At 66.1% G+C, this 21,915-nt stretch carries 20 protein-coding genes; 8 read left to right on the top strand and 12 right to left on the bottom strand.

Annotation, left to right across the window (positions count from 1 at the left end; translation table 11 throughout):
- Positions 1-78: 78 nt before the first annotated feature.
- From dapC to C7C57_RS04710, 3 genes are read right to left on the bottom strand one after another with little or no spacing between them, the layout of a single operon-like run.
- On the bottom strand, positions 79-1,209 hold the full coding sequence (gene dapC, locus C7C57_RS04720) for a succinyldiaminopimelate transaminase (protein WP_304609597.1): 1,131 nt from the start codon (positions 1,207-1,209) through the stop codon (positions 79-81).
- Between the two features lie 2 nt (positions 1,210-1,211).
- Positions 1,212-1,532 (bottom strand): ferredoxin, encoded by a 321-nt coding sequence (gene fdxA / locus C7C57_RS04715; RefSeq protein WP_030148497.1) that lies wholly within the window; start codon positions 1,530-1,532, stop codon positions 1,212-1,214.
- 40 nt (positions 1,533-1,572) lie between these two features.
- Complete coding sequence (locus C7C57_RS04710; protein WP_187977776.1) at positions 1,573-2,088, bottom strand: DUF6113 family protein; 516 nt, start codon at positions 2,086-2,088, stop codon at positions 1,573-1,575.
- Positions 2,089-2,289: 201 nt separating this feature from the next.
- Between C7C57_RS04710 and efeU the strand changes: the two genes are divergently transcribed.
- The 8 genes from efeU to C7C57_RS04670 all read left to right on the top strand — a co-directional run bounded on the left by efeU (position 2,290) and on the right by C7C57_RS04670 (position 9,953).
- Positions 2,290-3,159, top strand: coding sequence for an iron uptake transporter permease EfeU (efeU, locus tag C7C57_RS04705; RefSeq protein WP_187977775.1), 870 nt, complete (start codon positions 2,290-2,292; stop codon positions 3,157-3,159).
- Entirely contained in the window at positions 3,156-4,352 is a 1,197-nt protein-coding gene (efeO, locus tag C7C57_RS04700; RefSeq protein ID WP_187977774.1) for an iron uptake system protein EfeO, read from the top strand. The genes efeU and efeO overlap by 4 nt, the downstream gene beginning before the upstream one ends.
- Positions 4,349-5,674, top strand: coding sequence for an iron uptake transporter deferrochelatase/peroxidase subunit (efeB, locus tag C7C57_RS04695; RefSeq protein WP_370581435.1), 1,326 nt, complete (start codon positions 4,349-4,351; stop codon positions 5,672-5,674). The genes efeO and efeB overlap by 4 nt, the downstream gene beginning before the upstream one ends.
- 102 nt (positions 5,675-5,776) lie before the next feature.
- Entirely contained in the window at positions 5,777-6,676 is a 900-nt protein-coding gene (locus C7C57_RS04690; protein WP_187977773.1) for an aminoglycoside phosphotransferase family protein, read from the top strand.
- Between the two features lie 146 nt (positions 6,677-6,822).
- Positions 6,823-7,488 carry a SipW-dependent-type signal peptide-containing protein gene (locus tag C7C57_RS04685; RefSeq protein ID WP_187977772.1) on the top strand — a complete coding sequence of 222 codons (666 nt, stop codon included), beginning with the start codon at positions 6,823-6,825 and terminating at the stop codon, positions 7,486-7,488.
- A 12-nt stretch (positions 7,489-7,500) separates the two neighbouring features.
- The gene (locus C7C57_RS04680; RefSeq protein ID WP_187977771.1) at positions 7,501-8,121 is read left to right on the top strand and encodes a SipW-dependent-type signal peptide-containing protein; all 621 of its coding nucleotides are present in this window, start codon (positions 7,501-7,503) and stop codon (positions 8,119-8,121) included.
- A gap of 3 nt (positions 8,122-8,124) precedes the next feature.
- Positions 8,125-9,444: a signal peptidase I gene (locus C7C57_RS04675; RefSeq protein ID WP_187977770.1), complete on the top strand. Its 1,320-nt coding sequence runs from the start codon at positions 8,125-8,127 to the stop codon at positions 9,442-9,444.
- Complete coding sequence (locus C7C57_RS04670) at positions 9,441-9,953, top strand: hypothetical protein (RefSeq protein WP_187977769.1); 513 nt, start codon at positions 9,441-9,443, stop codon at positions 9,951-9,953. The genes C7C57_RS04675 and C7C57_RS04670 overlap by 4 nt, the downstream gene beginning before the upstream one ends.
- Before the next feature lie 60 nt (positions 9,954-10,013).
- On the opposite strand, the gene typA is transcribed toward C7C57_RS04670, so the two are convergent.
- The 9 genes from typA to C7C57_RS04625 all read right to left on the bottom strand — a co-directional run bounded on the left by typA (position 10,014) and on the right by C7C57_RS04625 (position 21,811).
- Complete coding sequence (gene typA / locus C7C57_RS04665) at positions 10,014-11,930, bottom strand: translational GTPase TypA (protein WP_187977768.1); 1,917 nt, start codon at positions 11,928-11,930, stop codon at positions 10,014-10,016.
- Between the two features lie 183 nt (positions 11,931-12,113).
- The gene (locus tag C7C57_RS04660; RefSeq protein WP_187977767.1) at positions 12,114-13,781 is read right to left on the bottom strand and encodes an ABC transporter family substrate-binding protein; all 1,668 of its coding nucleotides are present in this window, start codon (positions 13,779-13,781) and stop codon (positions 12,114-12,116) included.
- A gap of 31 nt (positions 13,782-13,812) precedes the next feature.
- The gene (locus C7C57_RS04655; RefSeq protein ID WP_187977766.1) at positions 13,813-14,700 is read right to left on the bottom strand and encodes an ABC transporter permease; all 888 of its coding nucleotides are present in this window, start codon (positions 14,698-14,700) and stop codon (positions 13,813-13,815) included.
- Positions 14,693-16,387 carry an ABC transporter ATP-binding protein gene (locus tag C7C57_RS04650; RefSeq protein WP_187977765.1) on the bottom strand — a complete coding sequence of 565 codons (1,695 nt, stop codon included), beginning with the start codon at positions 16,385-16,387 and terminating at the stop codon, positions 14,693-14,695. Before C7C57_RS04650 ends, C7C57_RS04655 begins: the two co-directional genes overlap by 8 nt.
- A gap of 13 nt (positions 16,388-16,400) precedes the next feature.
- The gene (locus C7C57_RS04645; protein ID WP_187977764.1) at positions 16,401-17,387 is read right to left on the bottom strand and encodes an ABC transporter permease; all 987 of its coding nucleotides are present in this window, start codon (positions 17,385-17,387) and stop codon (positions 16,401-16,403) included.
- A gap of 170 nt (positions 17,388-17,557) precedes the next feature.
- Entirely contained in the window at positions 17,558-18,115 is a 558-nt protein-coding gene (locus C7C57_RS04640) for a hypothetical protein (RefSeq protein ID WP_030148483.1), read from the bottom strand.
- A 105-nt stretch (positions 18,116-18,220) separates the two neighbouring features.
- Positions 18,221-19,939: an ABC transporter ATP-binding protein gene (locus C7C57_RS04635; RefSeq protein ID WP_030148482.1), complete on the bottom strand. Its 1,719-nt coding sequence runs from the start codon at positions 19,937-19,939 to the stop codon at positions 18,221-18,223.
- Positions 19,936-20,892: an ABC transporter permease gene (locus C7C57_RS04630; RefSeq protein ID WP_030148481.1), complete on the bottom strand. Its 957-nt coding sequence runs from the start codon at positions 20,890-20,892 to the stop codon at positions 19,936-19,938. The genes C7C57_RS04635 and C7C57_RS04630 overlap by 4 nt, the downstream gene beginning before the upstream one ends.
- Positions 20,882-21,811, bottom strand: coding sequence for an ABC transporter permease (locus C7C57_RS04625; RefSeq protein WP_030148480.1), 930 nt, complete (start codon positions 21,809-21,811; stop codon positions 20,882-20,884). The genes C7C57_RS04630 and C7C57_RS04625 overlap by 11 nt, the downstream gene beginning before the upstream one ends.
- Positions 21,812-21,915 lie beyond the last annotated feature (104 nt).

The following is a 21,915-nucleotide window of genomic DNA, read 5'->3' as shown; positions in this document are numbered from 1 at the left end:
CTCCCATCCTAATCGGGTATTGAGATGGAAATTACGCCATCTCGATGTTCGGCTGGGATTCCCCGTTATTTTTTCCGGCTACGCCGCCGGAGTTTGGTTCCCCTCGGTCAAACGTGCACGCAGCCGGGTTGCGGCGCGAGCAATGTCCGCATCACTCGCGGTCAGCGAGAGACGGACGTGCTGAGGGGAAAAATCTCCGTAGAAGTGTCCGGGCCCGGCCATGATACCGAGTTCGGCCAGGTGACCGAGTGATTCCAATGCTGGCTTACCCTCTGTTACCCAAAGGTAAAGACCCGCTTCACTTCCCTCGAGGGTGAATCCGGCGGCCTCGAGTGCGGGCAGCAGCACCGCGCGGCGGGCGCGGTAGATCTCGCGCTGTGCGGCCACGTGCGCGTCGTCGCCGAGGGCCACGGTCATCGCGTGCTGAAGGGGCGCGGGTACGATCAGCCCGGCGTGCTTGCGCACGGTCACCAGGCGCGCGATCAGGGCGCTGTCTCCGGCCACGATGCCCGCACGGTACCCGGCCAGGTTTGACTGCTTGGACAGCGAGTAGATGGCCAGGCGTCCGGTGCGGTCGCCGAGGCGGTCATCCAGGATGCTGGGGATCGGGGTGTTGTCCCACGGCTCATCCCAGCCCAGTTCGGCGTAGCACTCGTCATTGACGATCACCGCGCCCAGTTCGCGGGCGCGTTCGGCACGCACAGCCAGGTCCTCGATCGACCACACGCGGCCGTCGGGGTTGCCGGGGCTGTTGAGCCAGATCAGACGGGTGGATTCGGGCCACTCGGCCGGATCGTCGGCGGCCACAAACTCGGCACCGGCGATGGCGGCGCCGATCGCATAGGTCGGGTAGGCCACGCGCGGTCCCACCACGGTGTCGCCCGCCCCGAGACCCAGCAGGAAGGGCAGCAGCGCCACCAGTTCCTTGGAACCGATCGTGGGCAGTACCGCGTCGACCCCGAGACCGCTGGCCCCGCGGCGACGGGCATACCAGTCACCAATCGCGACCCGGAGATCCGTGGTCCCGATCGTGGTCGGGTACGCGTGGGCGTCGGTGGCCTCGGCGAGCGCCGCCCGAATCACATCCGGGGTCGGGTCCACCGGGGAACCGATCGAGAGGTCAATCATCCCCTCGGGGTGAGATTTCGCCGTCTCGATAAACGGTGCCAGCGTATCCCAGGGGTAGTCCGGGAGCGGCTGCAGCGCCACCGTTAGCCCGCCTGCGGGGGCAGGGCGGAGATCACCGGGTGATCAAAGTCCAGCACGCCCAGCTTGGCCGCGCCGCCCGGGGAACCGATCTCCGAGAAGAATTCGACGTTGGCCTTGTAGTAGTCGGCCCACTCGTCCGGCAGGTCATCCTCGTAGTAGATGGCCTCGACCGGGCACACCGGCTCACAGGCACCGCAGTCCACGCACTCGTCGGGGTGGATGTACAGCGACCGTTCGCCCTCGTAGATGCAGTCGACGGGGCATTCATCGATGCAGGCGCGGTCTTTAACATCCACACAGGGCAGGGCAATGACGTAGGTCACGGTGAAACGGTCCCTTCAGAACAAACGAATAGAAAAGGTTTTAGGCGCGGTGCTCGGCGTTACCGGGCACCCCGGGTTGCTCGGGGATGCGACGCACGGGAGCGGTGAAACGCGGCCAGGCGATCACGATCGTGGCGATCAGCACGGGACCCAGGGTCCACACGAGCGAGTACAGCGACTGGTCGATCAGCACCGCACCGCCGGGGCCCGGCAGGGTAAACAGCGCGATCATGCCCACCAGGCCGATGCCGGTGGCGATCACGGCCCCGCGGCCGGGATAGAGCAGGCGCATGCCCATCATCAGGGCGAGCGAGGCCAGGAGGCCCAGCAGGAGTCCGTAGGGGATCTCGGCACCGGCAATGCTCAGGGTATTGGGGTGGGCAACCGTCCCGATCGCGCCCATCAGCGCCCCCAGCAGGAGTCCCAGCACCATACTCGGGATGCGTGAGGTCCTCGGCTCGGTTTCGGCCGCGCCCACGGCGGAGGCGGGCGTCATCACCACGGGTCCACTCGGAGTGCTCCGAGAGGGCTGGGGGAAATCGACAGGACTGCTCACCCGGCTAGTCTACTCCGCCCTTCCCTGAGAGGCGCGCCGGGCGCCGATCTCGGACTCCGCTCTTCCGTGTCTATTTAGGGCATGCTAGCCTTCATTTCACGGCACCCGTTGACGCCACGAGCGACCGTAATTCCCACTCGTTCCGGCCCTCGGATCCGCGCCCCGGCGCGTTCGACCGCCCTTCGTGAATTGATTAACACGTTGTTTGCTAACTACCTCATCGGTCTGCGTGAGGGGCTTGAAGCCGCCCTCATCGTCGGCATTCTCATCGCCTACCTGGTCAAAATCGACCGCCGCGACCTCCTGGGCCGCGTCTGGTTTGGTGTGGGCATAGCGATTGTCCTCGCCCTGGGCGTGGGCGCGATCCTCACCTGGGGCCCCTATGGGCTGAGCTTCCAGGCCCAGGAAATCCTCGGCGGCGGACTGTCCATCGTGGCCGTCGGTTTCGTGACCTGGATGGTGTTCTGGATGGGTCGCACCGCCGCCGAGCTCGCCGGCAACCTGCGCTCGGGCATCGATAAGGCCGCCCAGGGGGCGGGCTGGGGCATCGTCCTGCTCGCCTTCCTCAGCGTCGGCCGCGAGGGCATCGAAACCGCCCTGTTTGTCTGGTCCACCGTGGGACCCAGCACCGACGCCACCTCGGGATCGGCCTGGGGCGCGTTCACCGGCGTGCTGCTGGGCATCCTGACCGCCGTGGTGATCGAGATCCTGATCTATCGCGGCCTGCTGCGCATCAACCTCTCGCGCTTTTTCACCTGGACCGGTTACGCCCTGATCGTGGTGGCCGCGGGGGTACTCGCCTACGGTGTGGGCGACCTGCAGGAGGCCGGCGCGCTGCCCGGCTGGGGTGCCCCGCTCTATGACATCAGCGGCGTGATCCCGCCCACCGGCCCGCTCGGTTCGGTCCTCGGCGGCATCTTCGGGTTCACCCCGATCCCCACTCCCCTGCAGGTGATCGCCTGGATCCTCTACCTCGTCGTCACCCTGATTCTTTTCACCCGGCTGGTGCGTTCGAAGCGACGCCCGGCTCCCACCCCCGTTCCCACCACCCCGCTTGGAGAAACCGCATGAGCGTGTCCACCATCCGCCCCGCCCGCCTCGTCGGCCTGACCTCCGGAGCGGCCCTGCTGGTGCTCGCCCTGGCCGGTTGCGTGCCCAATAACCCGACCTCGGGCGAGGCGCTCACCGTGGAGATTACCGACACCACGTGTGTGGTTTCGGCCAATACCGCTCAGGCCGGAACGGTCAAGTTCTCCGCCAAGAACACCGGTTCCCAGGTCAACGAGTTCGAGATCCTGGCCGCCGATAAGCTGCGCATCGTGGGCGAGAAGGAGAACATCACCCCGGGTCAGAGCGTCGACTATGTCACCCACCTGGAGCCCGGCACCTACTACACCGAGTGCAAGACCGGGATGGTCGGCGAGGGCGTGGGCACCACCAAGTTCACGGTGACCGGCAAGTCCGCCAAGGTGGACGCCAGCAAGCAGCAGCAGATCGACACCGCCGTAACCAACTACATCGGCTACATCAAGGACCGCACTGCGGCCCTGGTCCCCGCGGTCAAGGAGTTCACCGAGGCCTACCGCAGCGGCGACGACGAGAAGGCGCGGGCGCTGTTTGGTTCGGCCCGCGTGAACTACGAGCGGATCGAGCCCACCGCCGAGGCCTTCGGCGACCTCGACCCCAAGATCGACATCCGCGAGGGTGACGCGAGCGAGGACGGCGTGCCCTTCATCGGCTTCCACCGGATCGAGAAGGATCTGTGGGCACCCGCGGGCTTCACCCCGAGCGACCCGGCCGGACGCGCCGAGCTCGCCGACGGGCTGGAGCAGAACATCCAGAAGCTCTACGACCTGGTCCACGAGCCCAAGTTCACCGTGAGCCTGGACGACATCTCCAACGGCGCCATCGGCCTGCTCGATGAGGTGGCCACCTCGAAGATCACCGGCGAGGAGGACGAGTTCTCGCACACCGACCTGTATGACTTCCAGGCCAACGTCGAGGGCGCGGCGGTCGCCTACGGCAACGTGCGTGACATCGCCAAGGCCTCGGGGGCCGACGGTGCCAAGCTGGTCGAGTCGATCGATGCCAAGCTCGACGCGCTCAACAAGATGCTGGCAACCTACGGGTCGCTCGATACTGGCTTTGTGGCCTACAACACGCTGACCACCGATCAGGTCAAGGAGCTCTCCGACGCGATCAACGCGCTCTCCGAGCCGCTGTCCAAGCTCACCCACACGGTCCTCGGGGTTTCCTCGAAGTGACCGGAACCGAGCGCGAACCCGCCGACGCATCCGTGACGGCATCCCCCACCGAGACTCCCTCGGAATCCGCTGCGCCCACGTCCGGGGTCAGCCGGCGAGGCCTCCTGGGCCTCGCCGGGGCCGCCCTGGGCGGGCTCGCGCTCGGCGGTGCCGGCGGCGCGATCACCGCCACCGCGGTTGCCGCCGCCGACACCACCACGCAGTACCCGTTTTATGGCGAGCATCAGTCGGGTATCGTCACCCCCACCCAGGACCGGCTGCATTTCGCCGCCTATGACATCACCCCGGGAACAACCCGGGCCGATCTGATCGCGCTGCTGGAGGATTGGACGGCCGCCGCCGACCGGCTCACCCGCGGGCTCGACGTCTCCGAGACCGGCGCCGTGGGCGGGCCCGCCCTGGCCCCGCCCGATGACACCGGCGAAGCCCAGGGACTGCCGGCGAGCGGGCTGACCCTGACCTTCGGCTTCGGACCCGGCGTCTTCACCGACGCCCACGGCAACGACCGCTTTGGCCTGGCCTCGCGGAGACCCGCCGAGCTTGTGGACCTCCCCACCTTTGCCGGCGACGCCCTGGAGGAGGCATCCAGCGGCGGGGACCTGTGCATTCAGGCCTGCGCCAACGATCCGCAGGTCGCCGTGCACGCGATCCGCAATCTGTCCCGGATCGCGTTTGGGCGCGCCTCGATCCGCTGGTCCCAGCTGGGCTTTGGACGCACCTCCTCCACCTCGAAGGCGCAGGTTACCGAGCGCAACCTGTTCGGGTTCAAGGACGGCACCGCCAACATCACCGCCGAGGAGACCGATGTGGTCAATAAGGACGTCTGGGTCGGCGGCGACTCCTGGCTGACCGGCGGCAGCATCCTGGTGGCCCGCAAGATCCGGATGATCATCGAAACCTGGGACCGCACGAGCCTCGACGAGCAGGAGCACGTCATGGGCCGAGCCAAGGGCACCGGGGCGCCGCTCTCCGGCGGCGATGAGTTCACCCCGGTCAGGTTCCATCATGCGGGCCCCGATGGGCGCAAGCTCGCGATGGACTCCCACGTGGCCCTGGCCCATCCCGACCACAACCACGGCGCGCGCCTGCTGCGTCGCGGCTACAACTTTGTCGATGGAAACGACCAGCTGGGGCGGCTCAACGCGGGCCTGTTTTTCCTGGCGTTCCAGGCCGACCCGCGTACCGCGTTTATCCCGATCCAAAAGCAGCTCGGCCACTCAGATTTACTTAATGAGTACATTCGTCATGTTGGATCGGCGATTTTTGCGGTGCCACCGGGGGCGAAGCCCGGCGAGCACATCGGGGCGGGCATTTTTGGATAGGGCAAAACCCTGCGTCGATGAGGCGTGTTGCCCCTCACTGGCGTATTCTAAAAACTTCTGCCCTTTATTCCTACCCCGAAAAGGAACGCACGCGCACGCCTCATGACCCACCTTCCCGCCGCCGATATCCGCATCGACGAGGCCCTGGTCTCGGAGCTGCTGCGATCCGGCGCACCCGCACTGGCACACCATGCGCCGGTGGTCTCGGGCGAGGGGTTTGATGCGGTCATGTATCGGGTGGGACCGGCACACGCCGTCCGACTGCCCCGGCGGGCACACGCGGCGGATCTGATCGAGATCGAACAGCGCTGGCTGCCCGTGCTGAGCGAGGGTGTGGCCACCCAGACGCCGGTCGCCCTGCTCGCCGGCAAGGCCTGCGCGCAGTTCCCCCGGCCGTGGTCGATCGTGCCGTGGATCGAGGGCGAAACCGTGGCCTCGCTGCCGGTAAATGAACGCGCCCAGGTGGCGGCCGATCTCGCCCGCTTTGTGGCCGATTTCCAGCGTGCGGCCCCGGCCAGCGCCCCCGCCAACGCCTATCGCGGGGTCCCGCTGCAAAACCGCGACCACGATGTACGCCGTCACCTGATGGAGGATCACATCCCCCAGGCACCCGAGCTGCTCGAAATCTGGGAGCAGGCGCTGCGTGCCCCGGTCTGGAACGGTCCGGCACTCTGGCTGCACGGCGACCTTCACCCCGGCAATCTGATCGCCCTAGACGGGGCACTGACCGGAGTCATCGACTTCGGCGACCTCACCGCCGGCGACCCCGCCACCGATGTGGCCACCGCCTGGTTGACCCTGAATAAGGAAGACCGCGCGGTCTTTTTTGAGACCTTTGAACCCAGCTACGACCTGGACGAACCGCTGCTCGAACGCGCCCAGGGATGGGCCCTGCTGATGGCCGTGGCGATCCTCTCCGCGGCCCCGGATAACGCGGATCTGGTGGGCATCGCCCGGCATACCCTGGACCAACTCCTGACCGAGGAACGTGGACTTTTCTAGCAGGTCGGCCCCCTAAAACGGGGGCATTTTTTCTGTCGCAATGTCCCCTGAATCGGGGCTGGTCTATCGGTGAGACCCTTTTTAGCCTGGGGTGAAGTGCAGCCATTCTGCGCTCCCATCTCAATAGCTCAACGAAGGAACTCACCATGACCGAGTCATCTTCGACCACGCCGGCTGACACCGCCGCGGTCACCCGCACCTCCAAGCGCAAGGCCGTGCGCGCGGTCCTGGCCGGAGGACTCGTCCTGGGCGTCGGCGCCGCCGTCACCCTGGCCGCCTGGAACGATTCCGAGTTTGTCCAGGGAATCTTTAGCGCCGGTTCGTTCAACCTGCAGGGTTCGCTCACCGCCGGTGGAACATTCACCGATCACAACTCGGCGGGCGGGGCCGCCTCGCTGGCGTTCTCGATCCCCGTAACCAACCTGGCACCGGGCAACACCGTGTACGCCCCGTACTTTGTCCAGCTCGCCGCGGGCACCACCACCGGGGCCAACCTCACCGTGGCCGGACTGACCGCCACCGATTCGGTGTCGGGTGCGGCCAACGCCGCCAACCTGTCCTACACCGTGGTCCCGATCGCCGTGGGCGCCACCTGCAACGCCGCCTCGGTCTCGGGCGGCACCTCGATCTCCTCGTCGAACTCGCTGAACACGCTGGGTACCCCGGCCGGCACCGTCGCCCTGACCAAGGGTGCCACCGCCACCGTGGCCGGTGCCACCCAGCAGCTGTGCTTCGCGATCACCGCGAGCAACAACCTTGTTCAGGGCGGCGTGACAACCGCGACCTGGCAGCTGACCGCCGTCTCTCAGTAGTAGGTCACTCTGATGGGCCGACACACTCGGCACTCACGCGCCGCAGCCGGATCCGGGTGGATCCGGCTGCGAGCGCTGCTCGCGGGCGGACTCGTTCTTGGCGTGGGAGGAACCCTGACCCTCGCCGCCTGGACCGATCAGGAGGTGGTCCAGGCGACCTTCACCGCGGGTACCTTTGATCTGGTGGGCAGCGCCGACGGCACAACCTTCTCCTCGCACCTCGCGGGTAGCCCCGCCCCGCTGACCTTCGCACCGGTATCCACCGCGATGCTCCCCGGACAGACCGTGTACTCGGCGTTCAGCGTGAAGACCGCGCCCGGGAGCACCAGCGCGCTGGTGACCCCGACGGCCGCCGGAACCAACAACACCGGGCTCGGCGCCTACCTGACCTATCAGCTGGTTCGGGTCACCGCCCGCACCAGCTGCACCGCCGCAGGTATCTCCTCGGGAACCGTGGTGGTAGCCGCCGGATCGCCGCTCACCACCGGTGGAACCGAGCAGCTTGCGGTGAGTGGCGCGGGTGCTCAGACCGTCAACTACTGTTTCGCGATCACCCTGCCCACAACCGCCCCCAACGCCGCTCAGGGGATGACGCTGAACGCCACGTGGACGTTCGCCGGAACCGCGGGCTAGGCAATGAGCACCGTCTCGCCTCCCCGGGCCGCCGCTCGGCGTGCCTCCCGGCGCACGCCGCGCGTTGTCGGTCGACGGCTGAGCGCGGGCGTGGGTAACCTGCTCCTCAACCTGGCGGCGGTGGCCGGATCCATCTGCATCGTCCTGGTGATCCTGGCGTTTGTGTTCCACACCAGCCTGATCATGTTCAAAACCGGATCGATGGCCCCCACCATCCCCACCGGCTCGGTGGCGCTGGTTCGAGAGATTCCCGCAACCGAGGTCAGGGTGGGCGATGTGCTCACGGTGGACCGGATCGGTCAGCTGCCGATCACCCACCGCGTAACCTCGGTGTCGGATGGTCCCACCGCGAACGAGCGCGTCATCACCATGCGCGGGGATGCAAACGCCAGCGAGGACCCCGCGCCCTACACCATCACCTCGGGCAGAATTGTGCTGGGTTCGGTCCCACACCTGGCCACGGTGATCGTCTGGTTTGGCAATCCCTGGGTGCTCGGCTCCCTCACCATCGCCCTCTCGGGGCTGGTCACCTGGGCGTTTTGGCCCCGCCGGGTCGTGGTCAAGCCCGCGGCGAAACGCCGCGGGCGCCATGCCGCCGCGGCCGCGGCCGTCGCCCTGGCCCTCCTGAGTGTGGGTACCGGCGCGCTCCTCCCGGCCTCCCCCGCGCGTGCCGAGGGCCCCGAGGAAACCACACTCACCGCACGCACCTTCACCCTGGTTTCGGTGGCCGACACGTATCGCATGGCCAACCTGGCCCCCGGCGTGCCGGTGACCTGGGACCTCGGCGTGAATTCGCGCTCCACCGGACCGGTGACCGTGTCGATGGCGGCCACCGGCGGCGAAGAGTTGGGCCTGGTTGCGGGGATCACCGAGTGTGACCAACGCTGGCAGGGTTCCTCCTGCGCAAGCGGCACCAAGAGCGTTTCCGCGTCGGCCCCGCTGGTGGTGGACGGGGTACAACGACCGGTTTCGGATGTCCCGGCCGGTCTTACCCGCTGGTATCGCGTGACCGTGAGTATGCCCCAGGCGCCGGCACCCGCGGCCGCCGATACCGCGGCGAGCCGCGTGGTTCTGCGCTTCTCCGACCCCGATGGAGAGGTGATCGAGGTCCCCGGCGAACCCGGCACCACACCCTCGGAACCGACCGGTCCGAGTACCCTCCCGCCGGATGCTGCGTGGCCTCCGAGGCCCGGCGGCGACCTCCCCTTCACCGGGTGGTCCGGAGATGTGAGCCGTCTGCTGCTGGCCGGATTAGCCATCGGGACCGGCATGCTTATCGCCGGGATCGCCAGGTTGCGCACTCGAGACGGGAACGCATCATGATTCGTCGACGCATCATCGGCACCCTGGCCGTCCTCGGGCTGCTCTCGCTTCTTCTCATCCCGGCGCGCGTGGGCGAAACCCTCGCGCAGTGGGACGATGGCGAGAGCGTCACAGCCCAGGGTCAAGCCGCCGTGATTCCTCCGGTCCTGCCCCCGATCACGTGCACCGGTGCCGATGGCGGGCTGCTGCCCACCGCCGCCGTCCTCACCTGGAATGCGCCCGCGGGTCTGCCGGTCGGCGCCACCTATCGGGTGACCGCCGTGGCCAAGACGTTCACCGAGGTGAAATACGTCTCCGACCCGACCATCAAGATCTCCGTGGTTCTGCTCAGCGATCTCCTGGGGCTTCTGCTGGGCTCCAGTAGCGATGTGGTGATCACCGTGGACACGATTTACGCCCCGACCGGAACCACCGGCCCGATGTGGGTTGCCGCGTCGTCGGCCACCATCACGATCAAATACATCGCACCGGTTCTGGGCCTCCTCCTCGGCGGATTCCGCTGCTCCTAAACCAACAAACGCCCCGCGACTCCGTTCGGAGCCGCGGGGCGTTGTGGTGAGCCGAGGGGATTAGCCCTTCTGCTCGGCCTGCTTCTTCAGACGCGAGTACTCGCGCTGACGGTCGCCGGCGTTCAGCACCAGCTTGCGGATGCGGATCGCCTCGGGGGTAACCTCAACACACTCGTCTTCACGAGCGAATTCCAGGCTCTCCTCGAGCGACAGGATCCGCGAGGGGGTCATCGACTCGAAGGAGTCCGAGGAAGCCGCACGCATGTTGGTGAGCTTCTTTTCCTTGGTGATGTTCACGTCCATGTCGTCGGCGCGAGAGTTCTCACCGATGACCATACCCTCGTACACGTCCTCGGTGGGCTGTACGAAGAAGCTCATGCGCTCCTGCAGGGCGATGATCGCGAAGGGGGTAACCACACCGGAGCGGTCCGAGACGATCGAACCGTTGTTACGGGTGATGATCTGACCGGCCCAGGGCTCGTAGCCGGCGGCCAGCGAGTTGGCGATACCGGTACCGCGGGTCTGGGTCATGAACTCGGTACGGAAGCCGATCAGGCCACGGGCCGGAACAACAAACTCCATGCGAACCCAACCGGTACCGTGGTTCGACATACCCTCCATGCGACCCTTACGGGCGGCCAGCAGCTGGGTGATGGCACCCAGGTACTCCTCGGGGGCGTCGATGGTCAGGTGCTCGTAGGGCTCGTGAACCTTGCCGTCAACACGCTTGGTCACAACCTGCGGCTTACCCACGGTGAGCTCGAAGCCCTCACGACGCATCTGCTCGACGAGGATCGACAGGGCGAGCTCGCCTCGACCCTGCACCTCCCAGGCGTCGGGCTGACCGATGTCGAGAACCTTCAGCGACACGTTACCCACGAGCTCACGGTCCAGACGGTCCTTGATCATGCGGGCGGTCAGCTTGTGGCCCTTGACCTTGCCCACGAGGGGCGAGGTGTTGGCACCGATGGTCATCGAGATGGCGGGGTCATCGATTTCGATGGCCGGCATCGGACGGATGTCCTCGGGGTCTGCCAGGGTGTCACCGATGGTGATGTCCGGGAATCCGGCCACCACAACGATGTCGCCGGGGCCACCGGACTCGGCCGGGTAGCGGTCCAGCGCACGGGTCATGAACAGCTCGGTGACGCGCACGTTGGAGTGGGTGCCATCGGCCTTGACCCAGGCCACGGTCTCACCCTTGCGGATGGTTCCGTTGATCACGCGCAGCAGCGCGAGACGACCGAGGAACGGCGAGGAGTCCAGGTTGGTGACCCAGGCCTGCAGCGGAGCCTCGTCGTCGTACTGCGGAGCGGGGATGTGCTCGATGATCGCTGCGAACAGCGGCTCGAGGTCTTCGCTGTCCGGCAGGCTACCGTTTTCCGGCTTGGTGCTGGAGGCACGACCGGCCTTACCCGAGGCATACACCACGGGGACGTTCAGGATGGCGTCGAGGTCCAGGTCGGGGTGCTCGTCGGACATGTCCGAGGCCAGACCCAGCAGCAGGTCCTGGCTCTCGGCCACAACCTCATCGATGCGAGCATCGGGACGGTCGGTCTTGTTGACCAGCAGGATCACCGGCTTGTTGGCCTCGAGGGCCTTACGCAGCACAAAGCGGGTCTGCGGCAGCGGACCCTCGGAGGCGTCAACGAGGAGGCACACGCCGTCCACCATCGACAGACCACGCTCCACCTCGCCACCGAAGTCGGCGTGGCCGGGGGTGTCGATCACGTTGATGGTCATCGCACCGTTGGTGGCGTGCTCACCCTCATACTGGATCGCGGTGTTCTTGGCGAGAATGGTAATACCCTTCTCGCGCTCCAGCTCGTTGGAGTCCATGGCACGCTCTTCAACGTGCTCGTGGGCGGTGAACGAGTTGGTCTGCTGGAGCATGGCGTCGACCAGGGTGGTCTTGCCGTGGTCAACGTGGGCAACAATAGCCACGTTTCGGAGATTCGCGCGCGAGGCAAGCGCCATGAAAGAGGTCCTTCGCAGGTGTTGACGCCGCGGCGGAAGGGCCCATGCGGCGAGGTGAACGGTGGGGCGCGGCTCGGCCCAACGTTATATTTTACCGCACCACGGAGTATCCAGCCTAACCGGTTCCTGGCTAACTCGGAAACTCCCCCGTTTGATCACCTCGCGCACGGCACCGAAACCCCGCTATTTCCGCCAGCCCACGCGGGTCCAGTCCACGGGTTCAAACTGGGTGGCACCGTAGTTGGCGAGGCCCTTTTTCACCCCCACCACGTTGGGCCGCTGGAACAGCGGGATGATCGGCACGGACTCCCAGAGATCGCGATCGATCTCGTTGATCGTTTTCCGCTGGGTGTCCAGGTCCTCCTCCCCCTCGGCCCGGTCGAAGAGCGGAGCGACGCGGGGATCATCGACCCCGGTGACGTTCTGCGGCGCATCGGCGGCGGCAAACGAGTCCCGGCTGTTGGCGATCGGATCCAGCCCGGCCGAGTACGTGAAGATCGTGGCGCTGAACTGTCGCGGGGTCACAAAGTCCTTAAACAGTCCGGCGATCGGCACCTCGTTGGCGGTTGCCTCGATGCCCACCTCGGCCAGATCCGCGGCAATCTGATCCACGCGCTGTCGGCTGGTGGTGATGCCCGAGGGAATCGTGATCTCGATTTTCAGCGGCACACCATCCTTCGAGCGGATTTTGTCCCCGGTGTAGCCTGCCTTGTCCAGAATCTCGCGGGCGGCGGCCGGGTCATAGGCCAACGCGTCCTTCCCGTTGGGCTGGTAACCAGCCTGCCCCGGAACGTAGAGATAGTTCTCCACCAGGTTTCCGCTGAGCCCCATCGGGTCCACCACCGATTGCAGGATCTGCTTGCGGTTGATCGCCTTGCCCAGGGCCTGACGCACCCGGGGATCCGCGAGCGGACCGGTGGACGTGTTCAGGGTCAGGTGCGTCCAGGCCAGTCCGGTCGAGGCGAACACCCGACCGTCGGATCGCCCCTGGGCCGTCTTGAAGGCGTCCACGCTGGAGGCCACCTCCACCACATCGAATTCTCGGTTGGCGTATGCCTGGGCCGCGGCGGTCTGATCCACCCCGCGCAGCAGTATCTCGCCCAGTCTCGGGGCGGCCCCCCACCAGCGTTCGTTGCGGACGAGGCGCACGGTGGACGTGTCGGCGTTGGTTTCGGCGATCCGGAACGGGCCCGAGGACGGCGGTGCCTGGGTGCGATAGCCGTCGTTGAACGCCGCCGGGGTGGCCGTGACCGCGGGCGGAAGCAACGGGAAGAAGAGGGATCGCCAGTCCGCATACACCCGGTCGAACACCACCCGGATGGTGCCCGGAGAGTCCCCGGCAACGATGTCCGTGATCCGGTCATAACCGGTGGTTCCGGCGGCCAGGTAGTCCGGATTTTTCCCGTTCTGCGCCTGCCAGGTGCCCACAAAGTCGGCCAGACCGATCGGCGTCCCGTCCTCCCAGACCGCCTTGGGGTTCAGGGTGTATTCGATCGTGAACGGCTCCCCGGGGAGCCGCTCGATCGAGGACGCAAAGTCCGGATTCACCGTCCGCTGCCCCACCTTGTCCACGCGGAACAGCCGCACGCTGGCCGGATAGACCGCCGAGGCCGTGTCCCCGGTGTTCCCGTCCAGCTGGGAAAGCACAAAGTTATCGGGGTAGTCCTCAAACGGCAGGGTCAGCGTGCCCCCGTCGCGCAGCTCGGCGGGATCGGCCGCGTCGTAGTCGGTGTTGGGGAGGTTTTTGCCCGCCCGAGAATCGGGGGCATCCTTCCCGGGGCTGCACCCGGCGAGCGCGACGGCGAGCAGCACCGTGAGGGTGCCACCGAGAATGCGGGTTGTGACGTTCATGATTCTCTCCTTGGTGTGTGGTGGTGTGAGGTTAAGCGCCGTCGTGGCGCGACGCGGAGGCCGTGTCGACGGTGTCGCGGACGGCATCGCCCACGATGGAGACCGCAAGGACCGTGACGACCAGGGTTGCGGCCGGGTAGATAAACAACCACGGGCGCGTGGTGGCGGCCGGGGCACCGGTGGCGAGCAGGCTGCCCAGGGAAAGATCCGGAGCCTGGATCCCCAGCCCGAAGAAGGAGAGCCCGGCCTCGGCGAGGATCGCCGCGGAGACCCCCACGGTCGCGTCGATGATCAGCAGCGAGGCGATATTGGGCAGAATGTGGCGGGCGATGATGCGCCAGGTGGGGATCCCCAGGAAGCGCGCGGCAAGCACAAACTCGCGCTCACGCAGGGACCGGGTTTGGCCGCGCACCACCTGGGCCATGACCATCCACCCGAATCCCGCCAGATAGAGGGTCATGGTGAACCAGGAGGCCCCGCGAAACAGCGGACTGATCAGCGCCAGGAGCAGCAGGCCGGGCAGCACCAGGAGTAGCCGGATCAGGCCCGAGAGCAGGCGGTCGGTGAGGCCACCCGCATACCCGGCCAGGGCCCCGAGGACCGCGGCAATCAGCGTGGCCCCGGGTCCGGCGATCAGACCGATCAGCAGCGAGATGCGCAGGCCCGCGACCACCCGTGCATACATGTCCTGGCCGATATCGTTGGTCCCCAGCCAGTGGTCCGTGCTCGGGCCCACGCCGAGCGAGAGGGCGTCGCGCGCCAGCGGATCCACCGGCCACAGCAGCGGGGCGAGGTAGAGCCACACCAGAATTACCACCAGGGAACCGCCGCCCACCCAGAATCGCGGTCGGCGCAGCAGCCGATTGAGGAATCGGCCGCCACCGGCGGCCGCATCCAGATAGGCCACGGTCTCAGTCACGGTGTTCGTCCCTTCTGGTGGGGTCCGCGGGGAGGCTCGGGGAGCGCGGGATCGCCCCGATCAGGGTGCGAGTATAGGGATGCTGCGGTCGGCCCAGCACCGCGGACGTGGCACCGGATTCGACGATTTCCCCGCGGTACATCACGGCCGTGCGGTCGGCGATCTCCCGCACCGTGGCCAGGTCGTGGGCGATCAGGAGGTAGCCCACCCCGGTGTCTTGCTGCAGGCTGATCAGCAGGTCCAGGACGTCCCCGCGCACCCCCACGTCCAGCGCCGAAAGCGGCTCATCCAGGACCAGAAGCCGCGGCGACGCCGCCAGCGCCCGCGCCAGCTGCACCCGCTGGCGCTGCCCGCCGGAGAGCTCATGCGCGGACTTGGTGAGCAGGCTCGTGGATAGCTCAACCCGGGACAGGAGGGTGCCCACGTGTCGGGTGCGCGTCCGTTGGTCGGAGCCGCGGGGCAGGGCCTCGGCGATCAGCTGGTCCACACTCATGCGCGGATCCAGCGCGCCCGAGGCATCCTGGAACACCATCTGCACGTCCGGACGCAGCCGAGCACGCTCGCGGCGGCTCAGGCTGGACACATCGCGCCCCTCGATCGTGATGGTGCCCGAGCCCGGGGCCGTCAGCTGGAGGATGGCGCGGGCCGTGCTGGTTTTGCCGCTGCCCGACTCACCCACCAGCGCCAGCGTTTGTCCCCTGTTCAGCGCGAACGAGACCCCGCGCACCGCGTGCACCGGGACACCGCCGGATCCGCGGGTGCGCGGATACCGCACGTGCAGGTCTCGCACGCTCAGCAGCGTGCCCGCTGGATTCACCGCATCCGGGTTCGCCGCATCCGGGTTGTCTGCTTCGGCGACCTGCGGGTGCTGCCCACCCCAGGCGAAGCGGGCGGAGGCGGCAATCAGCGCAGACGTATAGGTGTCGGAGGGGGCCGAGAATATCGCCGCGGTATCCGCACTCTCGCGCACCCGGCCCGCCCGCATCACCATGGTGCGGGTGGCCTCGGCCGAGACGATGCCCAGGTCGTGGGTGACCAGCAGGATCGCGGTTCCGGTCCGCTCCCGAACGCGGCGCAGAACCTCGAGGATGTGGGCCTGCACGGTCATATCCAACGCGGTGGTGGGCTCATCGGCGATCAGCAACGCGGGATCGTGGGCGATCGCCATTGCGATCATCGCCCGCTGCCGCATCCCGCCCGAATACTCGTGCGGATACGCCCGCAGGTTCTGCACGGTCGGTTCGATATCCACCAGACTCAGCAGTTCCGCCACGCGCCTGGTCACCCGCGCCCGGCTCAGCGTCGGCGCGTGGATCCGGATGGCCTCGCGAATCTGGTTGGCGACCCCGCGCACCGGGTTGAGGGCCAGCAGCGGGTCCTGGAAGATCATCGCGATACGTTTTCCGCGCAGCCGGGACATGGCCGCGTCATCGGTCACCGGGAGCGGATGCCCGTCCAGCGTGATGGTGCCCGATACCCGGGCGGAACCGGGCAGCAGTCCCATGATCGCCAGCGCGGTCAGGGTCTTTCCCGAACCGGTCTCTCCCACCAGCGCCACGTACTCCCCCGCCCCAATCCGCAGCGAGACCCCGTCCACCGGCGTCCCCTGGGCGAACCCAATTCTCAGGTTGTCCACCTCGAGCAGCGGCGCGCTCATCGGCTGCACCGCACGCGAGGGTCCGACCATGCAAACTGGGCACTCATCGGGTGCCCCGCACTCGCGGATCCAGCAGTCCAAACAACACGTCCGAGAGGCTCGCGGCGACCAGCAACACGACCGAGATAAACGCGGTTCCCCCGGCGATGGCGTTGATATCGCCCTGTCCGATGCTGGAAACCAGGTAGCGGCCCACGCCGTTCCAGGAGAAGACGATCTCGATGGCCGCCGACCCGGCGATCAGCGTGCCCAGGCTATAGGCGAGAAACGTAGACATCGGAATGATCGCCACGCGCACCCCGTGCCGCCAGATCGCCTGACCGCGCCGGAGCCCCTTGGCCCGGGCCGTGCGGATGTACTCGGCCGAGAGCACGTCGAGCATCGCCGAACGCTGGACCCGGGAATAGCTTGCGGCCCCGATCAGCACCAGCACCAGGGTGGGCAGGACCAGGTGTCCGATCCGATCGCCCACCAGCGCGAGCCCGGTCTGCCCGGCCTCGCCGCCCTCCCCGGTGAACTCCAGAAACTGCGAGCCCAGCACCGAGTTGAGCGCGGTGGCGGCGATCATCAGCAGGATCGCGATCACAAAGGTCGGGGTGGCAAACACCACAAACGACAGCACACCCACCACCTGATCGGAGAGCCGGTACTGGCGCACGGCACCCCACACGCCCAGGCCGATGCCCACGATGGCCGCCAGCAGCGACCCGATCACCAGCAGGCGCAGGCTGGTACCCGCGCGGCCGAAGATCTCCTGGGTGATGTTTTGCCCGGTGAGTCCCCGGCCTAGGTTTCCCTCAAAGATGATGCCGCGCGCCCAGACCACCAGTCGGCTCAGCACGGGTTCGCGCGGGTCCGCGCCGATCTCCGCAAGCTTGCCGGCGATCGCGGCGGGGCTCAGCGGCGGACTCAGTAGTCGATATCGAGCGCCCGGATCCATGACCACGCTGGCCACCACGTAGGCCAGGGAGGTGGCGAGCACCACCAGGAGCGCGTTGATGCCGAGGCGGCGTGCCAGAAACCCGAGCATGGCTCAGGACTCGCGTGGTGTGAGGTGGGGTCGGTTCATGCCCCCAGCTAACGCCGAAACTGCTGAGTATGGGCGGTGCGCCAGGAACAGAAATACTGGTCAATAAACACCAGAAATTGCCATACTCGTGTGTTAACGTGCGGTGCGTGCTGTGTGCCGCACCGCGGGTGTTAGATCAGGGTCAATCCGCACCAGACGATGAGCACCAGTCCCAGCACAATCGCCGGCACATTCCAGGTGGTCTGGGCACGCTTACCCATCGACAGCCCACGCCCGGTCTGCCACTTATCGGTGAGGTGATCCAGCGGGGTCACCGCTGTGCGGTCCACGGGCTTCATCGTTCCCAGACCGTTGCCCCGGGGACGTCCACCCACCGGGCCTCCCCAGGCCTTGATCGGTGCCCCCTCACGCAGCATGAAAACAAACTGGTGGTGATCGGTGATCTTGGTCACCGCGGCCCAGGGAAACTCATGCCGGCGCAGGATGTTGTACACCACCACGGCCCGATCCGAGTACCCGATATAGGGCAGATACGCGGTGATCAGCAGCACCCACAGCACCAGCAGGGTCCACGGCAGCGCCGAGAAAACCACGTCCCATCGACCGCGGAAGGCCGACTCCCCCAGGAGCAGCGCCCCCAGCGCCGCGAAAACATAAAAGGCGATGACGCCGCTGCGCGCCCGCATGATGAACAGGTTTTCGGGGCGGGGAGGGAAGAAGCGATTCACCCGCCCAGTCTACAGGTCTCCCCCACCCCCAAAATCGCCGGTAAAACGCACACCGCCCGGCGTCTGCCGAGGGCAGACACCGGGCGGTGTGACGAGGCAGACGGGCTACAGGCCCATCTTGATGCCGGAGCCGGGGATGGCATCCAGCAGACGCTGGGTGTACTCCATCTTCGGGTTACCAAACACCTCATCGGTGGTGGCAGCCTCAACCAGCTTGCCCTGCTCCATCACGCAGACGTTGTCGGCGATCACACGCACCACCGCGAGGTCGTGAGTGATGAACAGGTAGGTCAGCTCCAGTTCCTCCTGCAGCTCGGCAAGAAGCTGCAGGACCTGGGCCTGAACGAGAACGTCCAGTGCAGACACGGCCTCATCCAGCACGATGATCTCGGGCTTGAGCGCGAGCGCGCGGGCAATCGCCACACGCTGACGCTGACCACCGGAGAGCTCGTTGGGGTAGCGACCGAACATGGCCTTGGGCAGGGACACCTGGTCAAGCAGCTCGTTCACGCGGTTACGACGCGACTTGGAATCGCCCACCTTGTGAACATCCAGCGGCTCGCCGATGATGTTTCCGATCGACTGCAGCGGGTTCAGCGAACCATAGGGGTCCTGGAAGACCGGCTGCATCTTGCGACGCAGCTTGAACAGACCCTTATTGTCCAGACCCGCGAGCGATTCGCCATCCACCCGGATATCACCCGAGGTGATGGTCTCCAGACCGAGCAGCATCCGCGCGATCGTTGACTTGCCCGAACCTGACTCGCCCACGATTGCGGTGGTGGTGCCCTTCTCCACGGCGAAGGACATCTTGTCCACCGCGGTGAAGTCCACCGCGCGGCCGCTTCCCTGACGGATCTTGAACACCTTGGTCACATCGTCGACCTCGATGGCATTGGGGCGGGGGCCCTGCTTAGCCTTGAGCTCGGCGCGACCGGCCGCGGCGGCCACGAGGTCGAAGTCAACGGTCCCGGTCTGGGTGCTGACCTCAAGCTCGGCAAGCTGCGCGTCGGCGGACTGGATGCGGCGCGAGGCGAGGCTCGGTGCCGCGGCCACCAGCCGCTTGGTGTACGGGTGCTGCGGGTTCTGCAGGATCTCCACCGAGGGTCCGGCTTCCACGATGCGACCCTTGTACATCACCACGAGGTGCTTGGCGCGCTCGGCGGCCAGGCCCAGGTCGTGGGTGATGAAGATCACGGCGGTGCCGAGTTCCTGGGTGAGCGACTCCAGGTGATCCAGGATCACACGCTGCACGGTCACATCCAGAGCCGAGGTGGGCTCATCGGCGATCAGCAGCTTGGGGTTCGCGGCCAAGCCCATACCGATCAGCACGCGCTGACGCATACCACCGGAGAACTGGTGCGGGTACTGCTTCATGCGGCGGTCGGCGTCGGCCAGACCGGCCTCCTTGAGCACCTCAATCGCGCGCTTCTTGACCTCCTTGCGGCCGGTGGCGATGCCGTTTGCACGGACCGCCTCCTCCACCTGGAAACCAATCGACCACACCGGGTTGAGGTTCGACATCGGGTCCTGCGGAACAAAACCGATCTCGCGACCGCGGATGTTCTCCATCTCCTTGCGGCTGAGCGAGGTGAGCTCGCGGCCGTCGAAGCGGATCGATCCACCGGTGATGTGTCCGGTACCCGGCAGCAGGTTGATGATCGAGGTGGCCGTGGTGGACTTACCCGAACCCGACTCACCCACGATCGCCAGGGTCTCGCCGGCACCGAGGTCGAGGTTGACCCCACGGACGGCCTGAACGATACCGTTCTGGGTCTTAAACGCGATCTCCAGATCGCGAATCTGCAGCAGCGGTTCGGTCATCGACGAGCCCTCGCCTTCGGGTCGAGCGCGTCACGCACGGCCTCACCAAGCATGATGAAGGCCAGCACGGTGATCGACAGCGCGATGGACGGGTAGATCAGGGTCATCGGCGAGTTACGCAGGTTGTCCTGCGCGGCACCGATGTCGTTACCCCACGACATAATCGTCGAGGGCAGACCCACACCCAGGTAGCTCAGCGTTGCCTCGGCCACGATCGCACCCGCAAGCGAGAGGGTCGTGATCACGATCACCGGGGCGATCGAGTTAGGCAGCACGTGACGCATCAGGATCTTGAAGTTCGACAGACCAATCGACTTGGCGCTGGTGATGTAGTCGGCCTGCTTGACCCGGATAATCTCGGCGCGCAACACACGCGCCGTGGAGGGCCAGGCAAACAAACCGATCGCGAGTGAAATCACCCAGACGTTGCGGTCCTCAGCCTTGAACTGTGACATCACAACGATGGCAGCCAGGATGTAGGGAATCGAGAAGAAGATGTCGCCCACGCGCGAGAGCACGGAGTCAACCCATCCACCGTAGAAACCGGCGATCGCACCGAAGATCACACCGAGGCCGAATACCAGCACGGTCACGATCAGACCCACCGAAACCGAGGTACCGGTTCCGTGGATGATGCGGGAGTAAACGTCACAGCCCAGCTTGGTGTAGCCGAGGATGTGTCCCTCCGAGGGGCCCTGGTTCGAGAACTGCAGGTCACACTTGGTGGGATCCACGCTCGAGAACAGCTGCGGGAAGATCGCGACGATCACGATCAGCAGAATCAGAACGGAGGAAATCCAGAAGGAGATCCGGCCGCGCAGGTCCTGCCAGGCATCGCGCCAGAGGTTGCTGGGCTTCTCGTCGACGTTGACGGCGTCGACGGCCGCCAGAGGGGTCTCCTCCAGCGGTGCCACATAGTGCCCGGGTCCGGGCGTGTATTCGTTATTTGACATACCGGATCCTTGGGTCGAGCACGGCATAGAGCAGGTCGATCAGCAGGTTCAGGATCAGGTACAGCAGCACCATCACCGTCACGAAGGACACAACGGTGGGTCCCTCGCTCTGCTTGATTGCCTGGAACAGGGTACGTCCCACACCGGGGACGTTGAAGATACCCTCCGTCACGGTGGCGCCCACCATCATCACACCGAGGTCGGTGCCGATGTAGGTGACCACGGGGATCAGGGAGTTACGCAGGATGTGCACGGGGATAACCCGTCCACGCGAGAGGCCCTTACCGTATGCGGTGCGAACGAAGTCCTGGCCCATGGTCTCGATCACGGAGGTACGCGTCAGACGAATAATCTGGGCGACCGATGCCGTGGCCAAAACGATACCGGGCAGGATGAGGTCTCCCCAGGGGGCACCCTCACCTACCGTTGGCCTAAAGATGCTCGTCTGGAAGGTCAGCAGGTACTGGAGCACAAACGCGATCACGAAGATCGGCAGCGAGATCAGCAGCAGGCTGAAGGCCAGGATGATGTTGTCGCTGGCGCCACCCTTGCGCAGACCGGAGAGCAGACCCAGACCGATACCGAAAACGGTCTCGAGGATCAGCGCGATCAGGGCCAGGCGCAGGGTCACCGGGAAGGTGGACTGCAGGACCGAGATCACCGGCTGGCCGGAATAGGTGGTGCCGAGGTCTCCCACGAAGATTCCGCCAAGGAAGCGGAGGTACTGCATGATGAACGGTTCGTTCAGGTGGTACTGCTCACGAAGCGCTTCGAGCTGGGCGGGGGTGGGGGTCTTATCTCCGAACAACGCCAGGATTGGGTCTCCGGGCATGGCAAAAACCATGAAGTAGATAAGAAGAGTGGTTCCCAGGAGTACCGGGATAGCCTGAAGGAGGCGGAAAAAGATATATCTTGCCATATCGCTTATACCGCCCCGGGTGCGGGGTTACGCATGATGAATGATGGAGCCTCTCTGATGAGGAAAAACACTGCCTCCGTGGGGGCAACAGGTTGAGGGGGGCG

The organism is Mycetocola sp. JXN-3 (genome assembly GCF_014522285.1).
Taxonomy (GTDB): domain Bacteria; phylum Actinomycetota; class Actinomycetes; order Actinomycetales; family Microbacteriaceae; genus Mycetocola; species Mycetocola saprophilus.
This window is presented reverse-complemented; position numbering and strand designations above follow the sequence as displayed.

What these genes read in the sequence shown, in the direction of transcription:
- efeO (WP_187977774.1), top strand. Translation starts at nt 3,156, where the DNA reads ATGAGCGTGTCCACCATCCGCCCCGCCCGCCTCGTCGGCCTGACCTCC.
- C7C57_RS04690 (WP_187977773.1), top strand. Translation starts at nt 5,777, where the DNA reads ATGACCCACCTTCCCGCCGCCGATATCCGCATCGACGAGGCCCTGGTC.
- C7C57_RS04685 (WP_187977772.1), top strand. Translation starts at nt 6,823, where the DNA reads ATGACCGAGTCATCTTCGACCACGCCGGCTGACACCGCCGCGGTCACC.
- C7C57_RS04680 (WP_187977771.1), top strand. Translation starts at nt 7,501, where the DNA reads ATGGGCCGACACACTCGGCACTCACGCGCCGCAGCCGGATCCGGGTGG.
- C7C57_RS04675 (WP_187977770.1), top strand. Translation starts at nt 8,125, where the DNA reads ATGAGCACCGTCTCGCCTCCCCGGGCCGCCGCTCGGCGTGCCTCCCGG.
- C7C57_RS04670 (WP_187977769.1), top strand. Translation starts at nt 9,441, where the DNA reads ATGATTCGTCGACGCATCATCGGCACCCTGGCCGTCCTCGGGCTGCTC.
- typA (WP_187977768.1), bottom strand. Translation starts at nt 11,930, where the DNA reads ATGGCGCTTGCCTCGCGCGCGAATCTCCGAAACGTGGCTATTGTTGCC.
- C7C57_RS04660 (WP_187977767.1), bottom strand. Translation starts at nt 13,781, where the DNA reads ATGAACGTCACAACCCGCATTCTCGGTGGCACCCTCACGGTGCTGCTC.
- C7C57_RS04650 (WP_187977765.1), bottom strand. Translation starts at nt 16,387, where the DNA reads ATGGTCGGACCCTCGCGTGCGGTGCAGCCGATGAGCGCGCCGCTGCTC.
- C7C57_RS04645 (WP_187977764.1), bottom strand. Translation starts at nt 17,387, where the DNA reads ATGCTCGGGTTTCTGGCACGCCGCCTCGGCATCAACGCGCTCCTGGTG.
- C7C57_RS04635 (WP_030148482.1), bottom strand. Translation starts at nt 19,939, where the DNA reads ATGACCGAACCGCTGCTGCAGATTCGCGATCTGGAGATCGCGTTTAAG.
- C7C57_RS04630 (WP_030148481.1), bottom strand. Translation starts at nt 20,892, where the DNA reads ATGTCAAATAACGAATACACGCCCGGACCCGGGCACTATGTGGCACCG.
- C7C57_RS04625 (WP_030148480.1), bottom strand. Translation starts at nt 21,811, where the DNA reads ATGGCAAGATATATCTTTTTCCGCCTCCTTCAGGCTATCCCGGTACTC.